We start from the raw sequence: 14,112 nt of genomic DNA, 5'->3' as shown, positions 1-14,112 counted from the left end.
GCCAGCAGCACCGGACGCAGCCCTTCCCACCGCCGCCGCTCGTCCGGTTCCAGCAGTCGTCCCGGGTGCAAGGTCGAGCCGGTGGCGGTGACGTTGCCCCGCTCGCGCACGCCCATCACGGAGGCAACCCAGCCGCCGTCGTCGGCGCCGAGCAGCTCCCGCAGCTCTGCCGGGGACCACAGGTAGGTTGCGCCTTCGTGGTGGACACCGTCGACGACGGTGTCGGCGTCGAGCGAGGACGCAAACCCGCCGTGCGCCAACCGCAGCCGGCCCACCATCCAGTCCGCCGTGCCGGCCGTGACCGCGCGCCCCAGGTCCCTCTCGGCCCGGGCCGAAGACTGGAAGGCCCATTGCGCATACACGCGCAGCAGCTGGACATTGTCGTAGAGCATTTTTTCGAAGTGCGGCACGGACCACTGACGGTCCACCGCGTAGCGGGCAAAGCCGCCCTCCACCTGGTCGTACAACGCGGACCCGGCCATGGCCTGCAGCGTCCGGGACGATAGTGCGGCGGCCTGGCCCGCCGTGTCGGACCGCGAGGCCGCGGCATGCCGGAGCAGGAAGTGCAGCACGGCCGACGGCGGAAATTTGGGTGCCGCGCCAAACCCGCCGAAGACGGTGTCCTCCTGCCGCGCCAGGACCTCGACGGCCTGCTCGAGGACCGGGCGGCCCGCACCCCAGCCGCCGGTGGACACCTGCACGGGTCCCTGCCCCGGATCGCGCGACCGATCGGCGGCGTCGTCAGGCCCCTGAGTGAGGTCCCCGAGGAGCTCACGGTTGGCTTCCCCCGCCTGCGCGAGGGCCTCGGCCAGCGAGGCGGCAGTGGTTTCAACGGCGTCCCGGCGCTGCTCCCAGGCTTCATGGACCGCCTGGAGCACCTGGCGGAAGGATGGCTGGTTCGGCAGCGGCTGCGGCGGGAAGTAGGTGCCGGCGTAGAAGGCCCGGCCGTCGGGCAGGGTAAAGACGCTCATCGGCCAGCCGCCCTGGCCGGTCATCAGCTGCGTGGCCGCCATGTAGACGTTGTCCACGTCCGGGCGTTCCTCCCGGTCCACCTTGACCGGAATGAAATGCTCGTTCAGGTACCGGGCCGTGGCCTCGTCCTCGAAGGACTCACCGGCCATCACATGGCACCAGTGGCACGCCGCATAGCCGACCGAAACGAAAACAGGCACGTCGCGCAGACGTGCCTGTTCAAAGGCCTGGTCACCGAACGGCCACCAGTCCACCGGGTTCCCGGCATGCTGGCGCAAGTAGGCCGAAGCCTCCGAGCGCAGTCTGCCGGCCATGGTTACTCCCGGCGGTCCGGGCGGCCCGAGCGGCCGCTGCGTTCGTTAGTGCTCCCCGTTTCGGTGCCGCTGCCGTCGGCGTACCCGCCCCCGCCGGCGGGGCCCGCCTGCCTGGACGCTTCAGGCCCGGCCGCGGTCGAATCCTGGCCGCCGCTCTCCTCCACCTGGGCGCGGTAGCGCACCCGCCGGATGCGCCGGCTCATGTCCCAGATCAGGAAAACCACCACGGCCGCGAGGCCGAAGGTGAAGAAGAAGCCCCAGGGGCCGGGCGAAACCTGGTCAGCGTCCAGGCCGGGCCGGAGACTGGGTTCGCCGGCACCGGCGGCGACGGCGGCAAGGATCTGGATCAGGGGCAAGTTTCAGTCTCTTTCTGGCTGCGTCCCGGAAAATTCGGCTCCGGTGCTGGTTGGCTGCAAGGTCTATCTTATGCCCGCAAAAAAATCCGTTTCCGGCACGCTGGTCTCCACCCGGGCGTGGATCAGCGAGAAATCCTCCCACGGCCAGACGGTCCGCTGCATCTCCTCGGAGACCGCGAAGAAGAACCCGGTGGGCTCCACCTGGGTTCGATGCGCTAGCAGCGCGCGGTCGCGGTGGCGGAAAAAGTCGCCGCAGTCGATCTGCGTGGTGGTGCGGTGGTTCGGCATCGGCGGCTGATGCCCCTCGGCGTCGGCCTCCAGCCACGCCGCGAGGCGTGCGGCGTAGGGCGACTGCAGCCCGGCTTCCTCCAGGGCGTAGTGCAGTGCCCGGAACCGTTCCGGGTTGAACGCGCGGTCATAGTAAAGCTTGAGCGGCTCCCAGGGACTGCCCGCGTCCGGGTAGCGCTCCGGATCACCGGCAGCGTGGTAGGCCTCCACCGCCACCTTGTGGGCCATGATGTGGTCCGGGTGCGGGTAGCCGCCGTTCTCGTCGTAGCTGATCACCACATGCGGGCGGAACTCGCGGACCAGCCTCACCAGCGGAGCCGCCGCCCGCTCGAGGGGCTGGGTGGCGAAGCTGCCGAACGGCAGCGGCGGCAGCGGATCCCCTTCCGGCAGGCCCGAATCTGCGAACCCCAGCCAGCGATGCTGCACGCCCAGCTCCGCCGCCGCCCGGGCCATCTCCACCCGCCGCAAACCGGCCAGGTCCCGGTGCGCCTGCGGATCGGACGCGGCCTCCGCGTTGAGGATGTCTCCGCGTTCACCGCCGGTGCAGGTGGCGACGAGCACCTGGACGCCTTCGGCGGCATAACGCGCCATGGACGCGGCGCCCTTGCTGGATTCGTCGTCCGGATGGGCGTGGACCGCCAGCAGGCGCAGTCCCTCACTCTGCGCCCGCTGGGCTGCATCGAAGCTCACGTGGCTGCTCCTGGGAAATCTTGCGTGGGTGGGTGGGAAGCTAAACTTGAGGGCGTGAGCACCTCCGGCCCCCGAACCCCTCAGACTCCCCCCAGCTTAACGGTTTCCGAACGTTACGGCACACCGCGGCGGACGCTGTCCCGCCGCAGCAAACTGGCACTGGCCGGCGGGGCTTTGGGCGTGGCCATCATCGGCGCCGGTTTCTTTGCCCTGGGCCAGGACGGGCCGCAGATCGAGAGCAAGGACGTTGGCTTTGCCGTGGCCGATGCCGGCCACATCACCGTGGACTTCCAAGTCACCAAGGATCCCGAGGCCACCGTCCAGTGCGCCGTTCAGGCCCTCAGTGAGAACTACGCCGTCGTCGGCTGGAAGGTCGCCACGATCGGGCCCGCCGCCGAAGGGGCTACCGCCCAGACCACGGCGCACCGCGTCCAGCTCCGGACCGAATCCCTGGCCGTTTCCGGCGGCGTGGACAGCTGCTGGCCCGCCGGCACCGGCGGCTGACCCTCCCGCCGGGCGCACCCGCGGCGTGCCTTTCCAGGCTGCCGCGGTTCTTTTGCCATCGAGTTATTGGGAAAACCGGCGGCGGCTGACTACAATTGAGCAAATACATTGCCCCGCCCCCCGGTGAACTGGGAACTCCCAGAACGAATGATTCACCTTCACGGCGGGGTCTTTGCATGGAGTGGCCGCCACCTTGGCGGCCTTTTGTGCAAAGAGCCACCGTGCCGGCCCGCCTCCAGCGGTACCGGCAGCAATTAAGGAGAACTACGTGTCCACTTCCAGCGCACCCGTCGCCTGGCTCACTCAGGAAGCCTACGACCGCCTGAAGGCTGAACTGGATCACCTTTCGGGCCCCGGCCGGGCAGAAATTGTCGACCGCATCGAACAGGCCCGCTCGGAGGGGGATCTCAAGGAAAACGGCGGTTACCACGCCGCCAAGGAAGAACAGGGCAAGGCCGAGGCCCGGATCCGTCAGCTCACCGACTTGCTGCGCAACGCCCACGTGGGCGAGGCACCCGCCGACGACGGCATCGTGGAGCCGGGCATGGTCATCGAAGCGAAGATCGCAGGCGACACCGAGCGCTTCCTGTTGGGCAGCCGCGAGGTCGCCGGCGAATCCGAACTGGACGTGTACAGCGAAAAGTCTCCGCTGGGTGCGGCCATCCACGGCCTGCGGGCGGGAGAATCCACCACCTATGCCGCGCCTAACGGCAAGCAGATCAGTGTGGAGATCATTTCCGCCAAGCCTTACGCCGGCTGATTACGCACCATCATCGTCGAAGGCGGGCTCCTGCGGGAGCCCGCCTTCGGCGTATGCGGCAGCAGGCGTCGGCCGGCGCACGCCGGGAACGGGTTCAGCGCAGGCCCCGCCTGCGGCGCAGCAGCACGGCGGCGGCGACTCCCCCGGCCGCCCCGAACAGGTGCGCCTGCCAGGAGATCCCGGGCAGCGCCGTCGGCAGGACTCCCCACAACACCGAACCGTAGAAAAGAAAGATGACCGCGGCCAGCAGGATCTGGCGCCAGCTGTGATTGTAGAAGCCACGTACCAACAAGTAGGCCAACAGCCCGAAGACCAGGCCCGAGGCGCCGATGGTCAGGCCCGCACCGGTCAGCCAGACCCCTAGCCCGGAGGCCAGCCAGCTGCAGGCGAGCACCACGCAAAACCGCCGGATTCCTTCCAGCAGCGTCAGGAACGCGAGTACCAGCAGCGGGACCGTGTTGCTCAACAGGTGGCCGGTGTCGGCGTGCAGCAGCGGCGCGAACACCACACCGTCAAGCCCGTCGAGCCGCCGTGGCGCGATGCCCAGCAGCAGGCTGAAGTACCCGCCGGCGAAGATGTTGACCAGGAAGACCACCCAGAGCAGTGCCGCCAGTGCCCCGGCACCGGCCAGCGCCGGGGCGGGGCGCAGTCCACGGCTTCCGGCGGCCACGGTCAGTGGACGACGATGGGCTGGAAGCCAGCGGCGCGGAGGCTGCCGAGCACCAGTTCGCAATGCTCGTGGCCCTTTGTCTCGATGTCGATGGTGATGGCAACATCGCCCATGCTGATGGACCCGCCGATGCGGGTATGGTCCACGCGCGTGACGTTGGCGTCCGATTCGGCGATGATGCGCGAGATCGTGGCCAGCGAGCCGGGTCGGTCGTCGAGCATGATCCGCACGGACATGAACCGGCCGGAAGCGTACAGCCCCCGCTGGATCACCTTCAGCATCAGCATCGGATCTATGTTTCCGCCGGAGAGGATCACCGCCGTAGTGCCCGGGTCCGGGATGACACCCTCCATGAGCGCGGCGACGCCGACGGCACCGGCGGGTTCGACCACCAGCTTGGACCGTTCCACCAGGAAGATCAGTGCGCGGGCCAGGGCGTCCTCGCTGACCGTGACCACGTCGTCGACCAGTTCCCGGATGATGGAGAACGGCAACTGCCCGGGACGGCCGACGGCGATGCCGTCGGCCATGGTGGAGACCTTCTGCAGCGGCACCAGCGCATCGGCGGCCAGTGAGGGAGGGTAGGCGGCCGCATTCTCAGCCTGCACTCCGATTACCCTGATCTCGCGGCCCAGCTCCTTCGCCCTGGCCTTGACGGCCGTGGCGACGCCGGCCAGCAGTCCCCCGCCGCCTACGCCCATGACGATGGTCTCGACGTTGGGGACCTGCTCCAGGATCTCGAGCCCCAGCGTGCCCTGCCCGGCGATGATGTCCGGGTTGTCGAACGGATGCACGAAGACCGCTCCGGTCTCGTCCGCGTAGCGCTGCGCCTCGGCGAGTGCCTCGTCCACATTGTGGCCGTGCAACACCACTTCGGCGCCGTGGCCCCGGGTGGCCGCCAGCTTCGGCAGGGCGACGCCGAGCGGCATGAAAATGCGGGCCTTGATGCCCAGGCGGGCCGCCGCCACCGCCACGCCTTGCGCGTGGTTGCCGGCGGAGGCAGCCACGACGCCGCGTGCCTTCTCCGCATCGGACAGTCCGGCCATCCGCACGTAGGCACCCCGGACCTTGAACGACCCGGCCCGCTGCAGGTTCTCGCATTTGAAGAACACGTCGGAGCCGACCATCCGGCCCAGGGCGCGCGATTGTTCGATCGGCGTCTTGGCGATGATGCCGTCGAGGGTTTTCCGGGCGGCCTGGATATCGTCGAGCGTGACGGGAAGCTGGGCGGTGACTGTCACTTGTCGGTCTCTTTTCTGTGCAGCAGGACGCGGCGTCGGCGGGAGGGTTCCCGGTCTGAGGGCTCGGGCGGATTTCCGGGACCCGGCGAAGCCAGTGCCGGTTCCGGCGCCCGGTAGGGCTCTTCCGCCGGTGGCGGCGCGCCCAGGGCCGGGTCGGTTTCCCACCCGCGGGCGGCGATGTACTTCACGACCGCGTTGAGGATCGCCAGCAGGGGGACGGCAAAGAGTGCGCCGGCGACGCCCGCGACCATCGAGCCGCCGGCCACGGCCAGCACGACGGCCAGCGGATGCAGCGAGACTGCCTTGCCCATGATCAGCGGCTGGAGCACGTGGCCCTCCAGCTGCTGAACCCCCAGCACGATGGCGAGCATGATCAGCGCGTTGACCCAGCCGTTGGCCACCAGTGCCAGGAGGACGGCGACGAACCCGGTGAGCAGGGCGCCGACGATCGGGACGAAGGAGCCAAGGAATACCAGGACGCCCAGCGGAAGTGCCAGTGGCACGCCGATGATGGCGGCGCCCGCGCCGATGCCGACGGCGTCGACGAAAGCGACGAACATCTGCACCCGGATGTAGTGGACCATGGAGGTCCACCCCTGGCGGCCGGCGCCGTAGCCGGCCGCCCTCGCCTTTTTGGGCAGCAGGCCGACCATGAAACGCCAGATCCGGTCGCCGTCGTAAAGGAAGAAAATCAGCGCGAAGATGGTCAGCAGCAGTCCGGTGACCAGGTGCCCGGCGGTGGACCCGACGCTCAGGGCGCTGGAGAAGATCGCGCTGCTGTTGTTCTGCAGCTGGTCCAGGCCTTCGTTCAGGTAGTCGTTGAGTTGTTCGTTGGTCAGGCGGAGCGGCCCGTCCGTCAGCCAGCCCTGGACCTGGCCGATGCCTTGCATCACCTGGTCCCACAGCTCGCTGAAGCCGATGTAGAGCTGCCGGCCGACCAAGGAGAGCGCCCCGCCAATCAGCCCCAGGAAGCCCAGGATGGTGATGACGACGGCCAGGCTCTTGGGAACCTTGGCCTTGAGCAGGAAACGGACGACGGGGGAAATCAAGGCGGCGATCAGGGCCGCGACCATCAACGGGATGATCAGCAGCGAGACGAAACTGAGCAGCCAGACCAGCAGTCCGCCCACCACCAGGATCAACCCCACCCGCCACGCCCAGGCCGCACTGATCCGCAGCGCATAGGGAACGTCCTCGCGGACGTGGTGTTGGCCGTCAACTCCGGCCAAACGTCCGGCCGGCAGCGGACGGTTTTCGGGGAAGGACCGGTTCATACACCCAATAGTTTCATACTGTGACCCAGCCGTGCGTTCAGTGAAGCTGCGCCGTAATGCCCCAGCTCCCGCCGACCGTTGCACCGGGCTCCAGCCATTGAAGCCCCAGGCCGGAATTGAAGCTGTTGGCGGGTGCCGTCATCGGTTCCACCGCGACGGCGCGGTCCCGGCCCGGATATTTTGTGGTCACCAGGACATGGACGTAGGGGAAGGTTTCGTCCTGCCACAGCGCGACCGCCGACCCGCTCTCCGAGGCGAGCGTGGTCACCGCGCGGCCACCCGGGCCGGCGGACAGGGCGGTGTAGCCGTGATCGAGGTCCAGCTCCGCCAGCCGGCTTCCGCCGCGCAGGTCGCACTGGCCGGTGACCGGCACATCCGCCGTCGGAATCATGGTGTGCCGATCCGTCGGAAAGTACCGCGCCGCCGGCACGGTCAAGGTCAGCCGGTCGGCGGGTTCGTCTCCGAGCCGGATGAAGGGATGCGCGCCCAGTGCGACCGGTGCGGCGGCCGCGGACAGGTTTTGCAGTTCCTGCCGGACGGTCAGGTCGCCGACCTGGTCCAGGGAGTATTCGGCAATGTGGCTGAGCCGGAAGGGGTAGCCGTGCTGGGGGAAGATCTCTGCCTGCAGCACCACCGCTGACCCGCTGCGGTCGACCAGCCGGTAGCCGGTGTTGCGCAGCAGCCCGTGGATGGCGTGGCCGCGGCCCGGTTCGGTGATGTCCAGTTGCTGGACGGCGCCGTCGAGTTCCCAACGGCCTCCGTCCACCCGGTTGGGCCAGGGCGCCAGCAGGATGCCCGAGGCCGAGGGTGGGATGCGGTCGTCGCCGAAGGTCTCGGTCAGCTGCACGCCCTGTTTTTCGAAGAGCCGGAGGCAGCCCGCCAGTTCGGTGACCACGGCCCGCGATCCCGCACGCCGCAGTTCAAACTGCTCGCCGGTTGCTGCCCGGCTGCGCTGGCCCGTCATGGTTCCACCGTAGCGGGTCGCCGCTTAAACAGCCGACCCCGGCGCACTGGCCGGGGTCGGTGGGTGAGGATGGGCCGCTTACTCGTCGCCGCGGAGGATGGCGAGCAGGCGCAGGATCTCCACGTAGAGCCAGACCAGGGTCACGGTCAGGCCGAAGGCGGCGGTCCAGGAGTACTTGCGGTCCACGCCCTGCCGGACGCCCTGCTCGATCGAGGTGAAGTCGACGATCAGGGAGAACGCGGCCAGGCCGATGGCCAGCAGGCCGATGATGACACCCAGCGGGATGTCGATGCCCATGATGGGGATCACCGCGCCGCGCATGCCCCACTGGTTGTCCAGCACGCCGAACCACATCAGGCCCAGGTTGACCAGCGAGAAGAGCGCGTAGCCGATCAGCGCGATCATGAAGAAGCGCATGGCCTTGGGGGTGGCGCGCACCTTGCCGCTCTTGAACAGGGCCAGCGTGACGGCGAAGACGCACACGGTGCCCAGCACGGCCTGCGGGGCCACGCCGGCGTACATCGAGTCGATGACCATGGACAGGGCGCCGACGAACAGGCCCTCGGCGGCGGCGTAGGCCAGGATGAGGCCCTTGGACGGCTCCCGCTTGAAGGCGTTGACCAGCCCGAGCACCAGGCCGGCGATCATGCCCGGAATCAGCAGGATCGGGAACATCCAGCCGATCGCACCGCCGACGACCACCAGGGACAGGCATGCCAGGGTCTTGAGGATGACGTCGTCATAGGTCATCCTGCCGGTCTGGGCGGGGCCCGCCGACGGCTGGTTGTACAGATCCTGCAGCTGCTGGCTGGAAAGCTGGGTCTGGCCGGCGAGCACGGCGGAGCCGGCTCCGGCAGGGCCCGCGGGCGAGCCGCGGAACGCCTTCGGGTTGTTGAAAACCGGATTTCCTCCGATTGCCATCTTGTTGTCCTCCATCGTCAGGGGGCGAGCTATTGCTTAGACTACCAATCCCAACGAACAACACGGCAGAAAATTCCTTGACCGGCCGCTGAACCCGGGTCGGGCCCCGGCGCCGCCCTCCGGCGGCCTTCCTGGGCAGTAAACCTGCGTCGGCAGCAGCGCCGCCCTGCGGCAGCATCGCGGCCGACGCGCCTGCAGCCCCGCGTCCGGGCCCGCCTGCCCGGGTAGAATGCTGGAGTGACGTCCCGCAGTCCTTCCAACGCGCCCCGCTCCTCCGCCCGCGCCAAGCTGCCCCTGCGCATGCTCCATGACCGCATCCTCGTGGCTCCGGACCAGGACAGCAGCGAGCGCCGTTCGTCCTCGGGAATCGTCATTCCGGCCACCGCCGTCATGGGCAAGCGCCTCGCGTGGGCCGAGGTAGTCGCCGCCGGCCCGCACGTGCGCCAGGTAGCGGTCGGCGATCGCGTGCTCTTCGACCCCGAGGACCGCGCGGAAGTCGAAGTCAACGCCGCCGACTACACCCTGCTCCGCGAGCGCGACGTCCATGCCGTCTCCCAGCCCGAGGAAGCGGACAGCGGCACGGGGCTCTACCTGTAGATCTCTGCCTTCAATTCCGCGGCCCTTCCTGCCGTTCCCGGGCGCCCTGCCTGAAGCTTCCCGCAGGGACCCCTCTGGTTTTCCGCGGGGTTGCCGGCATCCGGTAGCCCGCCTGTTCCCAGAGGCCGATACGTTTCATCGATGCTAAACGACGGCTTCACAGTTGTTACCTGATCGCGACAGAACGCACCTTCCCGCCGCCCGTGACGCAGGTAACATAAACGACACGTCCGTGATTTCCGTCACAGACGCTGTCAGCGCCTGCCGGTGATCCGGCGGACCACACCCCCCACTGTGGAGGTTCATATCTTGATCGCGATGCCGAAGCTCGTTCGGCCATTGGGGACACTGCTCGCCTTACTGGCGATCATCGCGGGCATTATCTTGTCCGCGCCCCCCTCACTGGCTTCGACCACCTCACCTGAACCCACGCCCGGCGCGACGACGACGGGGACCGCGCCGGCGGAACCCTTCCGCGACACGATCAGCGGCGTCCTGCGCAATGCCGACGGCCCCGTCGTGGGGGTGCGGATCACGGCGACGGGCGAAGGATTCACCGGCGAGGCGACCACCGGCGAAAACGGGTCTTGGTCGATCGGTGTCCCGAAACGTGGAACGTACCAAGTCGAAGTGGACGTCTCGACCTTCCCGGAGGGAGTGGAGCTCGCCGAAGGCACGCCGAATCCGCGTGAAGTCACCTTCACGAACACTTCCAACGCCGCGGCCATCTTTCCGCTCGGTGAAGGCATTGTGCTCCAGGGCGCCGGTTTCGGGGAGATCTTCGTCGAGCGCCTCATTGCGGGCCTGAGCTTCGGCCTGCTGCTGGCCCTGGCCTCGGTGGGGTTGTCTCTTATCTACGGCACCACCGGCCTCACCAACTTCGCGCACGGCGAGATGGTCACCGCCGGCGCGGTGCTGATGTTCGGCTTCGCGCTTGTCGGCCTTCCGGTGTGGCTGGCAATGCTGTTGGCCATTGTCCTGGGCGGCGCGTTCGGCTGGGCACAGGACGCCTGGCTGTGGAAGCCGCTGCGTCATCGGGGTACCGGGCTGATCCCCATGATGATCATCAGCATCGGCCTGGCCCTGGCTGCCCGCTATGTCATCCAGTTCAACTTCGGCGGCGCCACGCAGCAGCTGCCGCAGGCCCGAAGCCCCATCCTGGAATTTGGCGAGATTTCGATCAGCCGCAACACGCTGCTCTCATTGATCGTCAGCCTGATAGTGATCATCCTGATTGCCATGCTGTTGCTGAAGACCCGGCTGGGCAAGGCCACCCGGGCGGTCGCGGACAACCCCGCGCTGGCGGCGGCCTCCGGTATCGATGTTGACGGCGTCATCCGCATCGTCTGGACGGTCGGCGGGGTGCTGGCCGCGCTGGGCGGCATCCTCTGGGCGTATTACCGCCCCGGCGTCACGTTCAACATGGGCCAGCAGATCCTGCTGCTCGTCTTTGCCGGCGTCATCCTCGGCGGCCTGGGCACCGTGTTCGGCGCCCTGGTCGGCTCGGTGATCGTCGGCATGTTCGTCGAACTGTCGACGCTCTGGCTGGAAGCGGACCTGAAATACGTGGGCGCCCTGCTGATCATGATCGTCGTCCTGCTGTTCCGGCCACAGGGCATCCTGGGCCGTCGAGAGCGCGTGGGTTAGGAGGCAACACCATGGATTTCCTGAATATATTCACCAACGCCCTGGGCGAAATCATCAGCCCGACGACGGCCGCCTACGCCCTGGCGGCACTCGGGCTGGCCGTCCACTTCGGCTATTCCGGCCTGCTGAACTTCGGCCAAGCCGGTTTCATGGCTATCGGTGCCTACGGCTTCGCCATCCCCACTCTCGAATGGGGCGTGCCGTTCTTTGTCGGCGTCTTGATAGCCCTGATCGGCTCGGTGATTTTTGCGCTCCTGCTGGGCATCCCCACGCTTCGGCTCCGGGCGGATTATCTGGCCATCGTCACGATCGCCGCGGCGGAGATCATCCGGTACGTGGTCACCACCAACGACCTGACGGACATCACCGGTTCGGCCAACGGCCTGGCTGCCTTCGAAGGCGGGTTCTTCGCCCTGAACCCGTTCCCGCAGGGCGCCTACAATTTCGGCCTGGTGACCCTGAACGAACGCGGCCTCTGGATCCGCGTCGTCGGCTGGGGCCTGGTGGTCATCTGCTGCCTGCTGGTCTTCCTGCTGATGCGCAGCCCGTGGGGCCGGATCCTGAAAGGCATCCGCGAGGACGAGAACGCGGTGCGGGCCTTGGGCAAGAACGTGTACTCGTACAAGATGCAGGCCCTCATCATCGGAGGCCTGTTCGGAACAATGGCCGGCATGGTGTTCACGCTTCCCCGCGGAGCGGTGCAACCAGCCAACTACCAGACGGAGCTGACGTTTTTCCTCTGGACCTGCGTGCTGCTGGGCGGCATGGCCACCGTCCTCGGCCCGGTTATCGGCGCCATGCTCTTCTGGGTAGTCCTCTCGCTGACCCAGGGACTGCTCTACGGTGCCATCGAGGCGGACTACATCACCTTCCTGACAACCACGCAGGCAGGACAGCTCCGCTACATCCTTGTTGGCATCGCCTTGATGCTGCTGATGATCTTCAGGCCCCAAGGCGTGCTGGGCAATAAGAAAGAACTGGCATTCACATGAGCGAACAAGACCGCACCACCGCTGCCGGGGCCGCCGCCGTCCCGGAACAGGCAGACCAGCCGGTCACGGACTACATGACGGACACGCGTCCCATTGCTGCCGACGAACCGGGCCCGGGCTGCCGGAAACGGGATCCCATCCTCGTCGCCAAAAACGTGACCCGGCAATTCGGCGGCGTCAACGCCGTGGACGTGGAATATCTCGAGATCCCGCGGCACCAAATTACGGCGCTGATCGGACCCAACGGGGCGGGCAAGACCACCCTGTTCAATTTGCTCACCGGGTTCGATATCCCCCAGAGCGGCGAGTGGTCCTTCGAGGGGCATTCCCTCGCCGGTGTGCCGTCCTACAAGGTGGCCCGCATGGGCATGGTGCGCACATTCCAGTTGACCAAGGTTATGGGAAAGCTCTCCGTCATGGAGAACATGCGCCTGGGTGCCACCGGGCAGTCCGGCGAGAACCTCTTCAAGGCCCTCTTCAAGAACATCTGGGGGCCCAAGGAACGGGAGATCACGGATCAGGCCGACGTCTTGCTGGCCAAGTTCAAGCTCGACACCAAACGGGACGACTACGCGGCATCGCTCTCGGGCGGCCAGCGCAAGCTGCTGGAAATGGCCCGCGCCCTGATGGTCCGGCCCAAGCTGGTCATGCTCGATGAGCCGATGGCCGGCGTCAATCCCGCCCTGACGCAGTCGCTGCTGGAGCATGTCAGAAACCTGAAGGCCGAGGGCATGACCGTGCTGTTCGTCGAACACGACATGCACATGGTCCGCCACATTGCCGACTGGGTGGTGGTCATGGCCGAAGGCCGGATCGTGGCGGAAGGTCCGCCCGGCGTCGTCATGAAGGATCCCGCTGTGATCGACGCGTACCTGGGCGCCCATCACGACGTCGACCTGGGCGACGCCGAAGGCGTCGAAGCGCTGGAGGAAGAGCTGGCGCAGGACGCGGAGTCGGTCGTGGGCACGGATGCCGAGGGCGTCCTGGGCCGCCACATCAGCGAGCAGGATTCCAGCGCGGAAGAAGCAGGCAACGCCGACCGCGGAACCAGAAGGAAGGACCGGCCATGAATGCGCGCCGCATGGAAACGACCCCGAAAGCCGTGGCGCCGGGGGAACCGGTGGTCACCGTGACGGATTTGGTGGCCGGCTATCTGCCCGGCGTCAATATCCTCAACGGCTGCAGCATCGAGGCCCGCCAGGGCGAATTGATCGGCATCATCGGCCCGAACGGTGCCGGCAAGTCAACCCTGCTCAAGGCGATGTTCGGCCTGGTCAAGGTCCATTCCGGCACCGTAGTGGTGCGCGGCCAGGACCTGACCGGGCTGAAAGCGAACAAGCTCGTCAGCCGCGGCATCGGGTTCGTCCCGCAGAACAACAACGTCTTTTCGACGCTGACCATCGAAGAAAACATGGAAATGGGCATGTTCCAACGGCCCAAGGACTTCAGGAAACGCTTCGATTTCGTGGCGGGTATCTTCCCGGAACTGGCCAAGCGCCGTGCGCAGCGGGCGGGCTCGCTCTCCGGCGGTGAACGCCAAATGGTGGCGATGGGACGGGCCCTGATGATGGACCCGGCGGTGCTGCTCCTGGACGAGCCTTCCGCCGGCCTCTCTCCGGTCAAGCAGGACGAGACGTTCCTGCGGGTGCACGAAATTAACCGGGCCGGTGTTTCCGTGATCATGGTGGAACAGAACGCGCGCCGCTGCCTGCAGATCTGCGACCGCGGCTACGTCCTGGACCAGGGCAAGGACGCCTACACCGGAACCGGCCGCGAACTGCTGAAGGATCCGAAGGTCATCCAGCTCTACCTGGGCACGCTCGCGGACACCGCCTGAGACCCAGCCTCACCGCGACGGCGGCGCCTGTCCCCAGGGGCGGGCGCCGCCTTCGTGTTTGCCCACTGGCCTCAGGGCGCCGCCC

15 protein-coding genes are annotated in these 14,112 nt (G+C 67.4%); 7 read left to right on the top strand and 8 right to left on the bottom strand.

The window, feature by feature from the left end; all coding sequences use genetic code 11:
• From AC5RUJ_RS03955 to mca, 3 genes are all read right to left on the bottom strand, one after another.
• Window positions 1-1,286 (bottom strand): thioredoxin domain-containing protein (locus AC5RUJ_RS03955; protein ID WP_494155612.1); only part of this gene is annotated, 1,286 nt, incomplete at its 3' end.
• 2 nt (window positions 1,287-1,288) lie between these two features.
• Window positions 1,289-1,642, bottom strand: coding sequence for a hypothetical protein (locus AC5RUJ_RS03950; protein ID WP_494128027.1), 354 nt, complete (start codon window positions 1,640-1,642; stop codon window positions 1,289-1,291).
• A 63-nt stretch (window positions 1,643-1,705) separates the two neighbouring features.
• Window positions 1,706-2,620: a mycothiol conjugate amidase Mca gene (mca, locus tag AC5RUJ_RS03945; RefSeq protein ID WP_494128026.1), complete on the bottom strand. Its 915-nt coding sequence runs from the start codon at window positions 2,618-2,620 to the stop codon at window positions 1,706-1,708.
• A gap of 54 nt (window positions 2,621-2,674) precedes the next feature.
• Between mca and AC5RUJ_RS03940 the strand changes: the two genes are divergently transcribed.
• Complete coding sequence (locus tag AC5RUJ_RS03940) at window positions 2,675-3,124, top strand: DUF4307 domain-containing protein (RefSeq protein ID WP_494128025.1); 450 nt, start codon at window positions 2,675-2,677, stop codon at window positions 3,122-3,124.
• Between the two features lie 268 nt (window positions 3,125-3,392).
• Window positions 3,393-3,884: a transcription elongation factor GreA gene (greA, locus tag AC5RUJ_RS03935; RefSeq protein ID WP_494001468.1), complete on the top strand. Its 492-nt coding sequence runs from the start codon at window positions 3,393-3,395 to the stop codon at window positions 3,882-3,884.
• Window positions 3,885-3,978: 94 nt separating this feature from the next.
• Here the strand turns inward: greA and AC5RUJ_RS03930 are convergent, their stop codons facing one another.
• The 5 genes from AC5RUJ_RS03930 to AC5RUJ_RS03910 all read right to left on the bottom strand — a co-directional run bounded on the left by AC5RUJ_RS03930 (window position 3,979) and on the right by AC5RUJ_RS03910 (window position 8,954).
• Window positions 3,979-4,554: a rhomboid family intramembrane serine protease gene (locus AC5RUJ_RS03930; protein WP_494014377.1), complete on the bottom strand. Its 576-nt coding sequence runs from the start codon at window positions 4,552-4,554 to the stop codon at window positions 3,979-3,981.
• Window positions 4,555-4,556: 2 nt separating this feature from the next.
• Window positions 4,557-5,795 carry a threonine ammonia-lyase gene (ilvA, locus tag AC5RUJ_RS03925; RefSeq protein WP_494001470.1) on the bottom strand — a complete coding sequence of 413 codons (1,239 nt, stop codon included), beginning with the start codon at window positions 5,793-5,795 and terminating at the stop codon, window positions 4,557-4,559.
• Window positions 5,792-7,069, bottom strand: coding sequence for an AI-2E family transporter (locus tag AC5RUJ_RS03920; RefSeq protein ID WP_494023641.1), 1,278 nt, complete (start codon window positions 7,067-7,069; stop codon window positions 5,792-5,794). Before AC5RUJ_RS03920 ends, ilvA begins: the two co-directional genes overlap by 4 nt.
• A 37-nt stretch (window positions 7,070-7,106) precedes the next feature.
• A complete protein-coding gene (locus AC5RUJ_RS03915) occupies window positions 7,107-8,033 on the bottom strand; it encodes an aldose 1-epimerase family protein (RefSeq protein ID WP_494128024.1) in 927 nt (308 codons plus the stop codon).
• Between the two features lie 78 nt (window positions 8,034-8,111).
• Window positions 8,112-8,954, bottom strand: coding sequence for a Bax inhibitor-1/YccA family protein (locus tag AC5RUJ_RS03910; RefSeq protein WP_494101031.1), 843 nt, complete (start codon window positions 8,952-8,954; stop codon window positions 8,112-8,114).
• A 300-nt stretch (window positions 8,955-9,254) separates the two neighbouring features.
• Here AC5RUJ_RS03910 and AC5RUJ_RS03905 point away from each other — a divergent pair, with 300 nt between their 5' ends.
• The 5 genes from AC5RUJ_RS03905 to AC5RUJ_RS03885 all read left to right on the top strand — a co-directional run bounded on the left by AC5RUJ_RS03905 (window position 9,255) and on the right by AC5RUJ_RS03885 (window position 14,027).
• Window positions 9,255-9,551, top strand: coding sequence for a GroES family chaperonin (locus tag AC5RUJ_RS03905; RefSeq protein WP_493978707.1), 297 nt, complete (start codon window positions 9,255-9,257; stop codon window positions 9,549-9,551).
• A 318-nt stretch (window positions 9,552-9,869) separates the two neighbouring features.
• Complete coding sequence (locus AC5RUJ_RS03900; protein WP_494014380.1) at window positions 9,870-11,198, top strand: branched-chain amino acid ABC transporter permease; 1,329 nt, start codon at window positions 9,870-9,872, stop codon at window positions 11,196-11,198.
• A gap of 11 nt (window positions 11,199-11,209) precedes the next feature.
• Window positions 11,210-12,190, top strand: a complete 981-nt coding sequence (locus AC5RUJ_RS03895; protein WP_494001474.1) for a branched-chain amino acid ABC transporter permease — start codon at window positions 11,210-11,212, stop codon at window positions 12,188-12,190.
• 74 nt (window positions 12,191-12,264) lie between these two features.
• Entirely contained in the window at window positions 12,265-13,260 is a 996-nt protein-coding gene (locus AC5RUJ_RS03890) for an ABC transporter ATP-binding protein (protein ID WP_494001870.1), read from the top strand.
• Entirely contained in the window at window positions 13,257-14,027 is a 771-nt protein-coding gene (locus AC5RUJ_RS03885) for an ABC transporter ATP-binding protein (RefSeq protein ID WP_494026087.1), read from the top strand. The genes AC5RUJ_RS03890 and AC5RUJ_RS03885 overlap by 4 nt, the downstream gene beginning before the upstream one ends.
• The last annotated feature ends 85 nt before the right edge of the window (window positions 14,028-14,112 follow it).

It is taken from the genome of Arthrobacter sp. Y3223164 (genome assembly GCF_059091005.1).
Note: the sequence above shows the minus strand (reverse complement) of the source record. Positions and strands in the feature narration are given on the sequence as shown.

What these genes read in the sequence shown, in the direction of transcription:
- AC5RUJ_RS03885 (WP_494026087.1), top strand. Translation starts at nt 13,257, where the DNA reads ATGAATGCGCGCCGCATGGAAACGACCCCGAAAGCCGTGGCGCCGGGG.
- AC5RUJ_RS03910 (WP_494101031.1), bottom strand. Translation starts at nt 8,954, where the DNA reads ATGGCAATCGGAGGAAATCCGGTTTTCAACAACCCGAAGGCGTTCCGC.
- AC5RUJ_RS03915 (WP_494128024.1), bottom strand. Translation starts at nt 8,033, where the DNA reads ATGACGGGCCAGCGCAGCCGGGCAGCAACCGGCGAGCAGTTTGAACTG.
- AC5RUJ_RS03900 (WP_494014380.1), top strand. Translation starts at nt 9,870, where the DNA reads ATGCCGAAGCTCGTTCGGCCATTGGGGACACTGCTCGCCTTACTGGCG.
- AC5RUJ_RS03920 (WP_494023641.1), bottom strand. Translation starts at nt 7,069, where the DNA reads ATGAACCGGTCCTTCCCCGAAAACCGTCCGCTGCCGGCCGGACGTTTG.
- AC5RUJ_RS03905 (WP_493978707.1), top strand. Translation starts at nt 9,255, where the DNA reads ATGCTCCATGACCGCATCCTCGTGGCTCCGGACCAGGACAGCAGCGAG.
- AC5RUJ_RS03890 (WP_494001870.1), top strand. Translation starts at nt 12,265, where the DNA reads ATGACGGACACGCGTCCCATTGCTGCCGACGAACCGGGCCCGGGCTGC.
- AC5RUJ_RS03895 (WP_494001474.1), top strand. Translation starts at nt 11,210, where the DNA reads ATGGATTTCCTGAATATATTCACCAACGCCCTGGGCGAAATCATCAGC.